Below are 12,068 nucleotides of genomic sequence, written 5' to 3' on the forward strand. Positions count from 1 at the left end.
TCAGAGCAGACCCTCCAGGCGCCGACGCAGCTCATCCAGTTCAGGATTCGATTCCGGTTCGGTCTCCAGTCCCTGGCGCGCCGGCTCCGCGGCCTGCTGCTCGGACACCCCGTCATCCGAAACCGGGGAGTCCGAGAGCATGTCGTCCTTCCAGTTGCTCACATCGCGGTTGCTCTGGGGTGGCGCCATGAACAGACGCTCCTCGTCATTGCTTGGCACAAAGCCCGACTCGATCAGCCGGGCCTCGTAGCCGGCCTCACGGCAGAACAGATCCACGTCTTCCCGATCAAGGGCCTCCACCGTCGGAACAGGAAAATCCTGGGCCTCCAGAAGGCCGGCATAACGCTCGGCATCGTCGGGGTTCTCAAATAGCAGAACCACGGTTCGACCGGCGATTTCAAGCGAGTGGATGCCTTCGCTATCCGTACCGGCGTCAAAGAGCAGGACGTGGACGCGCATCAGGAAAACCGTCAGATCAACCGGACCGGAGTCTCACCCATCGTCAACCACCCTGCTCGGATTCGCTCGCCAGTTCCTGAAGACGCCTGTAGAGCGCTCGTTCCGCATCACCCAGATCCGACGGAATCACCACAACGATCTCCACCAACTGGTCACCTCGCTCGTCATCAAGCTGCAGCCCACGCCCCCGCAGCCGCAACAAACGTCCACTGGATGAGCCTGGAGGAACCTGCAGCGTCACAGGTCCATCCAGGGTCGGCACATCCACAGCGCAGCCGAGAGCCGCATCCGGCGGAAACAGCATCAGCTTGTAGAGCACCCGCAAGCCGTCGATCCGAAGCCCGTCGTCGGTCACAACCCGGAGCTGCAGGAAATGATCACGGCCACCGGGGGCAACGCCTTCAAGCCGCAGGCGCCATCCATCTCCCGCAAAGGGAGGCGTGTTCAGCTCGATCACGGTGCCGTCATCGAGCGTCAGTTCCACCACAGTTCCCTGGAGAGCCTGATCCGGGGTGAGATGAACCACCGACTCGAGATCTTCCACGGCACGCACCGGCGGCGGTGGCGGCGGCGCCGACACCGGAGGTTCATGGCCTCTGGTTTCACGGCTGGCGTCATCACCCCGTAAGGATGAATCAGGCTCGTCCTCAACCTCAGCCGGAGAACGACCTGTTGAGCCGCCAAAGATCACATCGAGGTAATCCTCAAAATCAGGGAAGCCCTGGGCAAAGGGATCGGCACCATCCGCTCTGGATCCACCCCCCCGCTGCCAGGCCTCACGCCGGCGGGGATCGCTGAGCACCGCATAGGCCTCATTGACCAACTTGAAGCGCTCTTCAGCAATGGGATCGTTGCTGTTGAGATCGGGATGCCAGCGACGGGCCTCCCGACGAAAGGCCCGTTTGAGTTGCTGATCCGTGCAGTCGGAATCGACCCCCAGCAGAGACCAGTAATCAGGCTCAGCGGTAGATGTCATCGTCCCAAGGTGCAGGGTCACGCCGGCTCAGACCACGGCCACGGTCACCCGGACGGCTGGGGGGACCCCAGGGGTCTTCGTCCCAGTCATCGGCAAACAGCTCATCCTTGAGGGAGCCCAGGGTGTTGCGGATCCCCTGAAGCGGGCTGCCATCGGCCTGACGTTCCGCCGACAGACGACGGTTCAGCCCGAACAACGCCTCTTCAAGACCACTTACGCAGAGATCAAGCTCCTGAAGGTCGTCGTTGGCGATGCAGTCCTGCACGTCACGCATGGCCATTTCAACGGCCCGTTGCTGCCGTTCAGCCCCATAGGGCCCAAGCTCAAGCGACGCATCCCGCAGCCGCCGTTCCGCCTGGGCGAGCAAGGTCTGAGCCCGGTTACGGCGCTCGATCTGGTTGCGTATGCGCCTGTCTTCATCAGCCTTGGCCTCGGCCTCAGCCAGCAGAGCGGTCACATCCTCTTCATTGAGGTTCGAGCCACCCTGGATCGACACCGACTGTTTGCGGCCGGTGGTGCGGTCGGTGGCACTCACCTGCAGCAGGCCATTGGCATCGATGTCGAAAGCCACCTGAACCTGGGGCACCCCCCGCGGCGCCGGTGGGATCCCGGAAAGCCGGAAACGACCGAGGGATTTGTTGTCCGTCGCCATCTGGCGCTCCCCTTGCCAGACATGGATTTCCACGGACGACTGATTGGCCTCCGAGGTGCTGAACACATCGGACTGGCGCACGGGGATCGGCGTGTTGCGGGGAATCAGCACCTTCATCAATCCACCGATCGTTTCCAGTCCCAGCGACAGGGGGGTGACGTCATTGAGCAACAGATCTCTGAGTTCACCCGTGAGAATCCCGGCCTGCACCGCAGCACCGATCGAGACCACCTCATCCGGATTCACCGATTGGCAGGGATCAATCGGCACCAGGGTGCGCACCAATTGCTGAACCATCGGCATCCGCGTAGAGCCACCCACCAGCACGACGTCATCGATGTCGTCTGCTGACCAACCGGAGTCGCGCAGGGCCGCCTGAACCGGACTCAGCAGACGATCCAGCAGATCCGGGCAGAGCCCCTCGAAGGTGGCGCGATCCAACCGGGTTTCGATATGCAGCGGACCATCGCTGCCGGTGGCGATGAAGGGAAGTGAAATCGGGGTGCTGAGCACACCTGAGAGTTCCTGCTTCGCCTTCTCAGCAGCTTCCGTCAACCGCTGCAGAGCCTGACGATCGCGCCGCAGATCAACCTTGTGCTCTTGCTCAAAGGCATCAGCCAGCCAGTTGACGATGCGCTGATCGAAATCGTTGCCGCCGAGCTGCGTGTCGCCGTTCGTCGCCTTGACATCAAAAACTCCATTGGCGATGCGCAGCAGCGACACGTCAAAGGTGCCGCCACCGAGGTCGAAGACCAAGACCCGTTTGACGGCGCTGCGATCAAATCCGTAGGCCAGAGCTGCCGCGGTGGGCTCGTTGAGGATGCGCTCCACCGCGATGCCCGCCAGGCGTCCGGCATCGCGGGTGGCCTGGCGCTGCGCATCATTGAAATAGGCGGGCACGGTCACCACCGCCGCCTCCACCGGTTCACCCAGGTAAGTAGACGCGTCATCCACCAATTTGCGGATGATGCTGGCCACCAGCTCTTCGGGCGCGTATTCACGCTCGGTCACAGGGCAGGGCACCCGAACCTGCCCCTGGTCGTTGGCACGCACCGTGTAAGGAACCGACAGGCTGCTGTCCTCGAGTTCGTCCCAGTCCCGGCCGACGAACCGCTTGAGGTTGGAGAAGGTGTTACGGGGGCTGAGTACCAACTGACGCCGGGCCAGCTGACCCACCAGGAGTTCCTGATCCTTTGTGTAGCCAACAACGGATGGGGTGGTTCGCCCGCCTTCGGCATTGGCGATCACATGGGGACGACCTGCCTCCAGCACAGCGACAACCGAATTGGTGGTCCCCAGATCGATTCCGACGATCCGCCCCATATCCCTGAAAACTTGATCCCCACGCTAACGGCAGGTTCAAACCAGCTCCAGCCCACCGCTTAAGCCGTTCTTAATGAGCAGAAAAGGGTCGGGTCATACGTTGTATGGGCGCGCCCCTGGATGCATGTCCGACCCGGACAGTCGTTACTTGCTCCGAAGCCGTCCACCGGCAGAGAAGTTGGTGGACATCAGTTTCAAAAATCTTTCCATCGCCATGGCCTCGGTCGTGGCGATTGTTCTGTTCTCAATTCTGATCGTTGTGTTCCAGGGGAGCCTGGAATCCATGGCCCGCTACGGCTGGCAGTTCCTGGTCACCTCAGACTGGAATCCGGTGGACGATCAGTACGGGGCTGGGGCGGCCATTTACGGCACCTTGATCACATCACTGCTGGCCTTGTTGATTGCGGTGCCCCTCGGGGTAGGCACAGCCATCTTCATCACCGAGAACATCATCCCCAAGCGGATCCGGGACGTGATCGGCCTGATGGTGGAGCTGCTCGCAGCGATCCCATCGGTGGTTCTGGGCCTCTGGGCCATCTTTGTGATGGAGCCATTCATCCGTCCGGGGCTTGAACTGCTTTATCAACTGTTCAATTGGTTCCCCCTGTTCAGCACCCCGCCGATGGGTCCAGGAACCATTCCTGCGGTGTTGATTCTGGTGGTGATGATCCTGCCGATCATCACGGCGATTTCCCGTGATTGCCTGAATCAGGTTCCTCAGAAACTGCGCCAGGCGGCCTATGGGGTGGGCACAACCCGCTGGGGCGCCATCATCAATGTGATTCTCCCGGCAGCAATTTCCGGAATCATTGGCGGTGTGATGTTGGCCTTGGGCCGCGCCATGGGCGAAACCATGGCCGTGACGATGATCATCGGCAATTCCAACAACTTCAGTATTTCGCTGCTGGCACCCGGCAACACCATCGCGGCGATGCTGGCCAATCAATTTGGTGAAGCGGATGGCTCACAGGTGTCATCTCTGATGTACGCAGCATTTGTGCTGATTGTTCTCACCCTGTGCGTGAATATTTTTGCCCAGTGGATCGTGAAGCGTTTGAGCCTGAAGTACTGACATGACGCAGACGCTCACCCACAACCAAGCCGAGTCAGCCCCTGACCTCAGCTACAAGCCCTTTCAACGCAGAAACATCAGCAGCGGGGCACTCTCGTTTCTGGCGGCACTGTTCGCAGTCATCGCTGTTCTGCCCCTGATCCTGGTGCTGGGTTACGTGCTGGTGCAGGGGGGCAGCAAGATCAGCCTGGCCCTGCTGACGCAACTGCCTCCACCGCCAGGCCTCGAAGAAGGAGGGATCGCCAATGCGATCGTTGGGACCCTGGTGGTGACGGCTGTTGCTGGCCTGATCGCTGTTCCGGTGGGCGTTGGCGGCGGTATTTTTCTTGCTGAATATTCCCGATCTGGATGGTTCGCTCAGTTCATCCGCTTCGGCACCAATGTGCTGGCCGGGGTGCCATCGATCATTGCCGGCGTATTCATCTACGGAACCATCGTCACCAGCCGAATTCTGTTCGGGAACGCCTACAGCGCTGTCGCCGGTGGCATGGCACTGGCGGTGCTGATGCTGCCCACAGTGATCAAAACCACTGATGAAGGCCTGAAGCTGGTGCCCGACGACTTACGGCGTGCTGCCCTGGGGGTGGGCGCATCCCGATTCGTCACCATCATTCGAATCACACTCCCTGCCGCTTTCACACCAATCGCAACCGGCGTGGTCCTTGCTGTCGCCAGAGCAGCAGGGGAAACGGCTCCCCTGATTTTCACAGCCCTGTTCTCCCCGTTCTGGTCTGATCTGCTCACGCATGAAGGGATCTTTTCTCCAATCGCCACCCTCTCGGTGATGATCTACAACTTCGCGATCGAGCCCTACGAATTTCACAACGAACTGGCCTGGGCCGCATCGTTTGTGCTCGTTGTGATGATCCTGGCCCTAAACCTCTTCTCTCGCTGGCTGGCGCGATTTGCTGCCAAATAAATCACTTCTTACGTAAAACCATGACGACTCTTCAACAGCCTCAAGCCACCGAGTCCCACAACACAGACGTCGCCCTTTCCCTGCAGAACGTCACGATCAGCTACGGCAATTTCGAAGCCGTCAAAAACGTCTACTGCGAGATTCCCCGCGGAAAAGTAACAGCCTTCATTGGCCCTTCCGGCTGTGGAAAGTCCACGGTGCTGCGTTCATTGAACCGGATGAACGACCTGATCGAAGGCTGCTCACTCAAGGGAAGCATTCTGTTTGGAGGCGTTGACCTCTATGGACCAAAGATTGATCCCGTGGAAGTGCGCCGCAGAATTGGGATGGTGTTTCAACAACCCAATCCATTCCCGAAGAGCATCTACGAAAACATCGCCTTCGGCGCTCGCATCAACGGCTACACGGGAGACATGGATGAGCTGGTTGAACGGTCCCTCCGCCAGGCGGCGGTTTGGGATGAGTGCAAAGACAAGCTGAATGAGAGCGGTTATTCGTTGTCCGGCGGACAGCAGCAACGCCTTTGCATCGCCCGCACGATCGCAATCCAGCCGGAGGTCATCCTCATGGATGAACCCTGTTCAGCCCTCGACCCAATCTCAACGTTGAAAATCGAGGAGACGATGCATGAGCTCAAGAAGAGCTTCACCATCGTGATCGTCACCCATAACATGCAGCAGGCCGTTCGCGTCAGCGACATGACCGCCTTCTACAACGCAGAAGCCGTTGAAGGGGGAACCGGAAAGGTGGGTTACCTCGTGGAATTCAACGACACCGACAAGATCTTCAACGCCCCCCAACAGCAGGCCACCCAGGACTACGTTTCTGGTCGTTTCGGCTGATCGTCCAGCCGGCCCCGAGCAGGGCCGTGATGGGCATTCCGGCCTCGAAAAAGGCAAAAAAAATCCGGCCCTTACGGACCGGAGAAGCGGAGAGCGAGGGATTCGAACCCTCGATAGAGTTGCCCCTATACAGCATTTCCAGTGCTGCGCCTTCGACCACTCGGCCAGCTCTCCACCGGCTAAATGGGGCAGGTGAGAATGTAGCAGGGCACTGACAGCTAACCTTCATGCGTCCCAGCCACAGGATCACGATTCACTGGCGCCAGGAGGGTCGCACCATCACCCACGACGTCCCTGAAGGGGACTACATCCTCCACAGCTTCGAAGAGCAGGGCGATCGACTTCCCTTCTCCTGCAGAAACGGATGCTGCACGGAGTGCGCCGTTCGTGTGCGGAGCGGCAGCCTCGATCAGCGCGAAGCGATGGGACTGTCGCGGGAGCTGAGGGCCAAGGGCTACGGCCTTCTCTGCGTGGCCCGCGCCATCGGCCCCCTGGAGGCTGAAACCCAGGATGAGGATGAGGTGTACGAGCTCCAGTTCGGACGCCACTTCGGCAAAGGGCGCGTCACCGCTCGCATTCCCCTTGAGGAGGAATGAGCATGCCGGAATCGATCTGCAGCCGTGCCGCCCGCGAGGCCGGTCTCAGCCCAAGCGATCTCGAGCGTCTTGTGGGCGTGGCGCGTTCAGCGGCCGATGCCGGCGGCCAGGAACTGATGCGCCACTACGGGCGCCTGTCATCCATAAAGAACAAAGGCCGCAGCGGCGACCTGGTCACCAATGCTGACCTTGCTGCCGAGCGCATCGTCTTGAAGCTGCTGGCGGAGCAGACCCCCGAGATTGCCGTGCTGGCGGAGGAAAGCGGAGCAGCCGGTCAGCAGGACGGTTTGAGGTGGTGTGTTGACCCCCTTGATGGGACCACAAACTTCGCCCACGGCTATCCCTTCTTTGCCACCTCGATCGGGCTCACCTTCGGCCAGCAGCCTCTTCTCGGCGCCATCGCTGTGCCCTTTCTCAAAGAGATGTATTGGGGGGCACCGGGAATCGGAGCGTTCTGCAACGAGAGCCCCCTTCAGGTGAGCAGCTGCGAACGACTCGAAGACTCACTGTTGGTGACCGGGTTCGCCTACGACCGGCACACCCGACTCGACAACAACTACGCCGAGTTCTGCTGGTTCACCCATCGCACCCACGGCGTGCGCCGGGGGGGTGCTGCAGCGGTGGACCTGGCCTTTGTTGCCGCTGGCCGCCAGGACGGCTACTGGGAACGGGGCCTGTCTCCCTGGGATCTGGCGGCTGGAGTGGCGTTGGTGGATCTGGCCGGTGGAACCGTCACCGGCTACGGCAATCGACCCTTCGACCTCTCCAGTGGCCGGGTCGTTGCCGCTGGCGCCAGCCTCCATGCGGCGATCACCGAAGGGCTTTCTCAGGTGAAACCACTGCCTGGAGCCGCTTTCGGTGCACCCGAGGTCACGGCCATGGGATCCTGAGGCGTGGCCGAGAGGACGTGAGATGGCGCTGCAACCTGCAGCTGGCGCAAAGGATCTGAATCCACGTCAGGTGGAGACCAATCGACAGCTGACGGAACGTCTGGCGTCGGTCTACCGCCTCTGGGGCTACGACGAGGTCTCGCCACCCCGGGTGGAACGCCTGGCGACCCTGATGGCCGGCGGTGCCATCGACAGCTCAGACATTGTTCGTCTTGTGGCCGATGACCCCCTCGGGCTGCGTCCGGAGATGACGGCATCCATCGCCAGAGCTGCCTGCACCCGATTCGCGGATCGTCAGAGACCACTCCGGCTCTGGGCATCCGGCACGGTGTTCCGGACCCGTTCCGCAGATGAGGGGGGGCAGTGCATTGAGGAAAACCTGCAGAGCGGCGTCGAACTGTTCGGCGTCAGCGGCAGCGAAGCGGAGATGGAGCTGCTCAGCCTGCTGATGGCCTCCGTTCAGACCCTGGGGCTGCAGACCAGCCAGAAACCAAGGCTGTTGCTGGGGCACACCGCCCTGATGGATCTGGTGCTCCTTCCATTTAATGGTGCGGTGCGTGATCAGATCCGCACCGCACTAATCGATTTCGATCGTTTGGCCATCGAAAGCTTCGATCTGGCCGACGCTGAGAAGACCAGGCTGCTCTCCTTGATGGACTGCCGGGGCACCCCCGACCAGGTGCTGGCTCATCTCAGCAGTCTCTGCGGGGAACAGCCGGTCTTCGATGAGCTGCGGCGGCTCTGTGCCCATCTCGCCTCGGCAGCTCAGGCTCAGGCAGTGACGATCCAGCTCGATCCAACCTTCCAACCCCATTTCGAGCTCTACACCGGCCTGGTGTTCCAGCTCGTTTGTGATGGCCGCAGTTCACCGGTGGTGATTGCCCGCGGCGGCCGCTACGACGATTTGGTGCGCCGTTGCGGCGCAACGGATGATCGGGCCTTTGGCGCAGGGTTCAGCCTCGCGATCGATCCGATCCGCGAACTGATTTCGGACCTGGATGCTGCCGAACAACAGCAGTCCGATGTTCTCGTTGCTTTTTCAACGGCCTCAAATCTGGAATCCGCGATGGAGCGTCAGCGCAGCTGGCACGAGCAGGGACGCACTGCCGTGATGACTCTTGAACCCTTGGCCTCCAAGCAGGAGGCTGAGCTGCAGGCGATGGCCCAGGGTGGTCTGCAGCTGGATTGGGTCGATCCTTAGGATCCCGCTGTACAGCAGGACCTCCATGGCTCATTCCATCGTCACTGACGTTTGCGAGGGCATCGCTGACTGCGTTGATGCCTGCCCCGTGGCCTGCATTGACCAAGGCAAAGGAAAGAACAAAAAGGGCACCGACTTCTACTGGATCAATTTCGACACCTGCATCGATTGCGGAATCTGCCTGCAGGTGTGTCCCGTTGAGGGGGCCATCGTTGCCGAAGAGCGTCCAGACCTGCAGAAGACGTCCTGAGCTGCAGAAAGGTACGGAGAACCCCCTGAAAAAGCCGTTGAGCCGGGGCAAAACCTGTCTCTAGTGTCTGGTTTTTCGCAGCAAAGGAATGGCGGTGCTGGAGGAACAGGGTCAGATTCAGATCCACACCGAAAACATTTTCCCAATCATCAAGAAGGCCGTTTATTCCGGCCACGAGGTGTTTCTTCGGGAGCTGGTGAGCAATGGCGTCGACGCCATCAGCAAGCGCCGCATGGCCGCCATGGCCGGCGATTGCAGCGAAGGGGATGACGGAGCCATCCGGATCACGGTGGATCGTGAGGCCAAGACCGTCACCATCAGCGACAACGGCATTGGCATGACGGCCGATGAGGTGAAGCGCTACATCAATCAGGTGGCCTTCTCCAGTGCCGAGGATTTCCTGGAGAAGTACAAGCAGGAAAACGACGCCATCATTGGCCACTTCGGCCTGGGTTTCTATTCCAGCTTTATGGTGGCCGAGCGGGTGGAGCTGCTGACCCGTTCAGCCCGGCCCGAGGCTGAGGCCGTGCGCTGGAGCTGTGATGGTTCCCCGAACTTCAGCCTCACTGCCGCCGAAAAGGAGCAGCCCGGCACGGACGTGATCCTTCATCTGATGGAGGACGAGCTCGAATATCTCGAACCGGCCCGGATCCGCACCCTGATCAACACCTACTGCGACTTCATGGCAGTACCGGTGCAGCTGGAAGGGGAAACCATCAACAAGATGGATGCCCCCTGGCGCAAAAGCGCCCGAGATCTGAGTGATCAGGACTACATCGATCTCTATCACTACCTGTATCCCTTCCAGGGCGACCCCCTGCTCTGGGTTCACCTCAACACCGACTATCCCTACAACCTTCAGGGCATTCTTTTCTTCCCCAAGCAGACCGGTCGTGCCGACTGGGAGAAAGGGGAAATCAAGCTGTACTGCAACCAGGTGTTCGTCAGCGATTCAATCAAGGAGGTCGTTCCGCGCTACCTGTTGCCCCTGCGGGGGGTGATCGATTCACCCGACATCCCCCTAAACGTGAGCCGCAGTGCCCTGCAGACCGACCGACGCGTTCGGTCCATCGGCAACTTCGTCGCCAAGAAGGTGTCAGACCGGCTGCGGAACCTGAAAAAGGAGGATCCCAAGGGTTACGCCGAAGCCTGGGATGCCCTGGCACCCTTCGTGAAGATCGGCGCCATGGAGGACGAAAAGTTTGCGGAGCAGGTGTCTGAATTGATCCTGTTCGCCACCACCGCAGCAGCAGAGGAAGGTGACGACGCTGACCCGATCGCCTGCGATGGCCGTGCCTTCACCACCCTGGAGGGATACCGCAGCCGACTGGCCGCGGATCAGAACAAGCGCGTGCTTTACAGCACCGATGACGTCGCCCAGGCTGGAGCGCTCAACCTCTGGACCTCCCAGGGCGCGGAAGTGCTGAAGCTGGAGACGGTGATCGACACCCAGTTCATCCCCTGGCTGGAGAATCGCCATGAGGAACTCACCTTCCAGCGCGTCGACTCTGAACTGGACGAGAGCCTGAAGGACAACGATGCCGAGCTCACCGATCAGGACGGCACCACGGAATCAGACCGACTGCGTGATCTGATCAAAGGGGCCCTGGCCAACGACAAGGTGACCGTTCAGGTGCAGGCCCTGAAAGCCGAAGGAGCACCGCCGGCCATGATTCTTCTGCCGGAACAGATGCGCCGGCTGAACGACATGGGCGCCTTGATGGAACAACGGCTGCCGGGACTTCCCGAGCATCACGTGCTGCTGGTGAACCGGCGTCACCCCCTTGTGGAAGGGATGCTGAAGTTGCGTGCCGGTGGTGTGCTGGTGGGAGCAGCGGAAACATCGCCGACCGCAAGCCTGTCCGAGGATGTGGCCCGCCATCTGTATGACATGGCGCGCCTGGGCGTGGGGGGGCTGGAACCCAATGAACTGGCCGGTTTCCAGACCCGCAGTGCTGAATTAATGGGTGCCTTGATGCAGAGAGGTCTTTGAGCTGAAGACCTTTTGCTAAATTGATTGTTTGGAACTGGTTTTTCAGCTCCAAACAACCTCTCAGTAGAAGGACATCGTCATGTCACGGGTGTGTCAGCTCACCGGTACTCGCGCCAACAACGGCATGGCCGTGAGCCATTCCCACATCCGCACCAAGAAGCTGCAGCAGGCCAACCTGCAGCAGCGTCGCCTCTGGTGGGCGGAAGGCAACCGCTGGGTGAAGCTTCGCGTCACCACCCGCGCCCTGAAAACCATCCAGAAGAAAGGCCTCGGCGCCTACGCCAAGTCTCTGGGCATTAACCTGGCCAAGATCTGAGATCTTGAACGGGTGAATCGGCGGGAATTACTAGTCAAGTCCGGCCTTTTCCTTACAGCTCTGACGCTCACACCCTCGCGGGCTTCGGCCCTCGGGGGTGTTGTTTTGGAAACGGGCACAACCGTGCCCGATTTTGATCTACCCGGATCCAGCCAATCCGAACCCGATCGGAAGCAATGGAGCAGCCGTGATCTGCGCGGCCGCTGGCTCGCGATTTACTTCTACCCAAGAGATTTCACCGGCGGATGCACGATCGAAGCCCGGGGCTTCGAAAGCCTTCACAACGACTTCCTTCAGGCCGGGGCCGAGGTAATCGGCATCAGCGCCGACAGCGTTGATGACCACGAATCCTTCTGTGAAAGCGAAGGATTGAGCTTCCCCCTGCTCTCGGACCCTGACGGAACCGTCAGCAAGGCCTACGGGTCGTGGATGGCGCCGTACTCGCTACGCCACACCTTCCTGATCGATCCGGACGGGGTGCTGCGCGAACGCTGGGTGGCGGTTCGACCCAACGGTCACGCCAGGGAGGTGCTGGATTCGTTGGTGATTTTTCAGTCCAAAGCCGGCGTTTGACAAAAA

The 12,068-nt window shown here is 60.5% G+C and carries 13 protein-coding genes and 1 tRNA gene; 10 read left to right on the forward strand and 4 right to left on the reverse strand.

Going from position 1 to position 12,068, the window contains the following annotated elements; translation table 11 throughout:
- From SynA1562_RS06695 to dnaK, 3 genes are read right to left on the reverse strand one after another with little or no spacing between them, the layout of a single operon-like run.
- Complete coding sequence (locus SynA1562_RS06695) at positions 1-459, reverse strand: DUF3110 domain-containing protein (RefSeq protein WP_186493241.1); 459 nt, start codon at positions 457-459, stop codon at positions 1-3.
- 43 nt (positions 460-502) lie between these two features.
- Entirely contained in the window at positions 503-1,435 is a 933-nt protein-coding gene (locus SynA1562_RS06700; RefSeq protein ID WP_186493242.1) for a DnaJ domain-containing protein, read from the reverse strand.
- On the reverse strand, positions 1,419-3,410 hold the full coding sequence (gene dnaK / locus SynA1562_RS06705) for a molecular chaperone DnaK (protein ID WP_186493243.1): 1,992 nt from the start codon (positions 3,408-3,410) through the stop codon (positions 1,419-1,421). The genes SynA1562_RS06700 and dnaK overlap by 17 nt, the downstream gene beginning before the upstream one ends.
- A 124-nt stretch (positions 3,411-3,534) precedes the next feature.
- Between dnaK and pstC the strand changes: the two genes are divergently transcribed.
- Genes pstC through pstB form a run of 3 tightly spaced genes read left to right on the forward strand, consistent with a single transcriptional unit; the run spans position 3,535 to position 6,243 of the window.
- Positions 3,535-4,482 carry a phosphate ABC transporter permease subunit PstC gene (gene pstC / locus SynA1562_RS06710; protein WP_186493244.1) on the forward strand — a complete coding sequence of 316 codons (948 nt, stop codon included), beginning with the start codon at positions 3,535-3,537 and terminating at the stop codon, positions 4,480-4,482.
- Position 4,483: 1 nt separating this feature from the next.
- Complete coding sequence (gene pstA, locus SynA1562_RS06715; protein WP_186493245.1) at positions 4,484-5,401, forward strand: phosphate ABC transporter permease PstA; 918 nt, start codon at positions 4,484-4,486, stop codon at positions 5,399-5,401.
- 20 nt (positions 5,402-5,421) lie between these two features.
- Entirely contained in the window at positions 5,422-6,243 is an 822-nt protein-coding gene (gene pstB, locus SynA1562_RS06720; RefSeq protein ID WP_186493246.1) for a phosphate ABC transporter ATP-binding protein PstB, read from the forward strand.
- An 87-nt stretch (positions 6,244-6,330) separates the two neighbouring features.
- Here the strand turns inward: pstB and SynA1562_RS06725 are convergent.
- Positions 6,331-6,417, reverse strand: a tRNA-Ser gene (locus SynA1562_RS06725).
- 53 nt (positions 6,418-6,470) lie between these two features.
- On the opposite strand from SynA1562_RS06725, the gene SynA1562_RS06730 reads away from it, so the two are divergent.
- The 7 genes from SynA1562_RS06730 (at position 6,471) to SynA1562_RS06760 (ending at position 12,062) form a co-directional block, all read left to right on the forward strand.
- Entirely contained in the window at positions 6,471-6,839 is a 369-nt protein-coding gene (locus tag SynA1562_RS06730; RefSeq protein WP_186493247.1) for a 2Fe-2S iron-sulfur cluster-binding protein, read from the forward strand.
- 2 nt (positions 6,840-6,841) lie between these two features.
- Positions 6,842-7,729 carry an inositol monophosphatase family protein gene (locus tag SynA1562_RS06735; protein WP_186495342.1) on the forward strand — a complete coding sequence of 296 codons (888 nt, stop codon included), beginning with the start codon at positions 6,842-6,844 and terminating at the stop codon, positions 7,727-7,729.
- Between the two features lie 22 nt (positions 7,730-7,751).
- Positions 7,752-8,930: an ATP phosphoribosyltransferase regulatory subunit gene (locus SynA1562_RS06740; protein ID WP_186493248.1), complete on the forward strand. Its 1,179-nt coding sequence runs from the start codon at positions 7,752-7,754 to the stop codon at positions 8,928-8,930.
- A 25-nt stretch (positions 8,931-8,955) separates the two neighbouring features.
- Positions 8,956-9,180 carry a ferredoxin family protein gene (locus SynA1562_RS06745; RefSeq protein ID WP_186493249.1) on the forward strand — a complete coding sequence of 75 codons (225 nt, stop codon included), beginning with the start codon at positions 8,956-8,958 and terminating at the stop codon, positions 9,178-9,180.
- A gap of 88 nt (positions 9,181-9,268) precedes the next feature.
- Entirely contained in the window at positions 9,269-11,173 is a 1,905-nt protein-coding gene (gene htpG / locus SynA1562_RS06750; RefSeq protein WP_186493250.1) for a molecular chaperone HtpG, read from the forward strand.
- Between the two features lie 79 nt (positions 11,174-11,252).
- A complete protein-coding gene (gene rpmB, locus SynA1562_RS06755; RefSeq protein ID WP_006850205.1) occupies positions 11,253-11,489 on the forward strand; it encodes a 50S ribosomal protein L28 in 237 nt (78 codons plus the stop codon).
- Positions 11,490-11,501: 12 nt separating this feature from the next.
- On the forward strand, positions 11,502-12,062 hold the full coding sequence (locus SynA1562_RS06760; protein ID WP_186493251.1) for a peroxiredoxin: 561 nt from the start codon (positions 11,502-11,504) through the stop codon (positions 12,060-12,062).
- Positions 12,063-12,068 lie beyond the last annotated feature (6 nt).

Origin of the sequence: Synechococcus sp. A15-62, from assembly GCF_014280075.1 — a bacterium.
Lineage (GTDB): Bacteria > Cyanobacteriota > Cyanobacteriia > PCC-6307 > Cyanobiaceae > Parasynechococcus.